Genomic DNA, 1,923 nt, shown 5'->3' on the forward strand with positions numbered 1-1,923 from the left:
CCCTTATATAGAAAGGCATTTAGCGATTTTTGTCAATTGTTTTTTATCTAGAGCGAACTAATCAATTAAGTCTCTTGCCAGATAAGGATTTAGTCGATTTATGCCCCCCTATCGAACCATACCAAGTAACGAAGAACCTAAAATAAATTATTGAGCAAATATGAGGTGCGTTACGCTGTCGCTAACACACCCTACAAATTATCTATTACATGAGAAGATTAATAACAGAAGTCGCGGATCTAAATTTTCTCAGAATCAGATATAATCAAATTGGGTAAATAACCAAAATAATCTATGAATACGTTAGAACTTCGTGAACAAATCCAAAAATATGTTGAACAACTGTCACCAGAAAAATTACTCGTAGCAGTTGATTTTTTAGCATATTTGGCAACAAGAGAAGATGATGCTACTCAAGAGTTATTAGAGATTGTAGGATTTAAAGAAAATTTTGATCATGCTAGAGAAAATGTAAAACAAGGAAAGGTGATTACTGTTGACAAACTTAAACGACAATATTAATTATACTGTTGTTATTAGTATTGATGCAGGGGAGTTTTTTGAATCTGCTTCTGCTACTTTACAAAAAAAGTTAGATAGATGTTTTGAACGTTTAAAAATTAATCCTCGTAATCATCCTAATATAAAATCTCTCAAAGGTGAGTTAAGCTAAACGGCTTTTACTTCGGATCACCGATATAGACTCCAAAAGGGTTATAGCTGTTGGATCATGCAGGTTAAGCGCCGTTTAGCTTATCAGGTTATTATCGTTATCGAGTAGGTGACTATAGAGTTATTTATGAAATTAATGATGATTTAAAACTGGTAACGATAATTTTTATCGCCCATAGAAGTAAAGTTTATGAATAGCTGAAATAAAAATTAAGCAGCCAATTCTGTAGGGTGTGTTAATTAAATGCAACGTACCTTATAAATTCACCGTTAAATATCTTTGAAAAAAGCATTGTTTGCAAAAATACTTCATTTAAAACACTCAAGCTCTAATTACAGTAATTCTATATTGATTTTCCGTCACCACAACTTCAGTGGATAACCTCTCTTCCATTGGTAAGGCATTTTTCCGCCTATCAAAGATAAATAACCAACCAAAATCTAACCCTAAACGTGCTAAATAAAATTCTAATTGTTCAATTCCATCAGCTTGAGGATCGCGTTTTTTATCACGCCATACTTTTAATTCAATCCCTAAAATTACATCTTTATACTGCAAACATAAATCCATTCTATCGCTACCAATTGCATATTCCCTTTCTAAAACTCCCCCACCATTAACCACACGATGTAAAAAAGCCATTAATACTATATGTGGAGCGATTTCATGATAACCAGTGCTACCTAATAATGGTTCGACCTGTTGTCGCCAAAATTTGAGAAATGCTGTTAATAAAGCATCTATATTTAATTCACCTTCTGAATTTAACCAAGTGGGTGCAATCATCGGTAAAGAAGCCATTGGTGTCACTGTTAACACCCGGGGTAACACTTCCCGATAAATGGGATTAGCAATAGTTAAACCTCCATAGGGGTGCATTTTACATAATCCTAAATCAATGACAAATTGAATATCATCATTAGGTATATTCCCTAATTCTAAACCTGCTAACATCGGTTCAATAATGGCTTGAATTCTTGGTTCTCTTAATCTTTCCGCTAAACTATCTAAGTGAGTATCTTGACGTGCAATTAATATTTCTTTGGCTGTTAAAATGTGTTCCTTAGTAATAGTAATACTTCTATCTTTCGCCATTTTTTCTACAATTTCTTTAGCTAAAGCATTGACTAACCAAGGTTGTCCTTGAGTTAAATAAAATGCTGTTTCTATTGCTTCTGGTGTGAAAATTTGTCCAGTTGCTGCTGTATGTTGTTGATATAATTCACCCACTTCTGCAAGATTAAAATTTC

3 protein-coding genes are annotated in these 1,923 nt (G+C 33.3%); 2 read left to right on the forward strand and 1 reads right to left on the reverse strand.

Going from position 1 to position 1,923, the window contains the following annotated elements; all coding sequences use genetic code 11:
* Positions 1–294: 294 nt before the first annotated feature.
* Together PX482_RS09205 and PX482_RS09210 are read left to right on the forward strand one after the other, a co-directional pair.
* On the forward strand, positions 295–522 hold the full coding sequence (locus PX482_RS09205) for a hypothetical protein (protein WP_288097412.1): 228 nt from the start codon (positions 295–297) through the stop codon (positions 520–522).
* A 282-nt stretch (positions 523–804) separates the two neighbouring features.
* Positions 805–870, forward strand: a complete 66-nt coding sequence (locus PX482_RS09210; RefSeq protein ID WP_288122347.1) for a hypothetical protein — start codon at positions 805–807, stop codon at positions 868–870.
* A gap of 124 nt (positions 871–994) precedes the next feature.
* On the opposite strand, the gene PX482_RS09215 is transcribed toward PX482_RS09210, so the two are convergent.
* A partial coding sequence (locus PX482_RS09215; protein WP_288122345.1) for an ATP-binding protein occupies positions 995–1,923 on the reverse strand: 929 nt, incomplete at its 5' end.

This window comes from Microcystis sp. M53602_WE12 (genome assembly GCF_030065455.1).
Lineage (GTDB): Bacteria > Cyanobacteriota > Cyanobacteriia > Cyanobacteriales > Microcystaceae > Microcystis > Microcystis aeruginosa.

Coding starts and splice junctions, on each gene's coding strand:
- PX482_RS09205 (WP_288097412.1), top strand. CDS start 295: ATGAATACGTTAGAACTTCGTGAACAAATCCAAAAATATGTTGAACAA.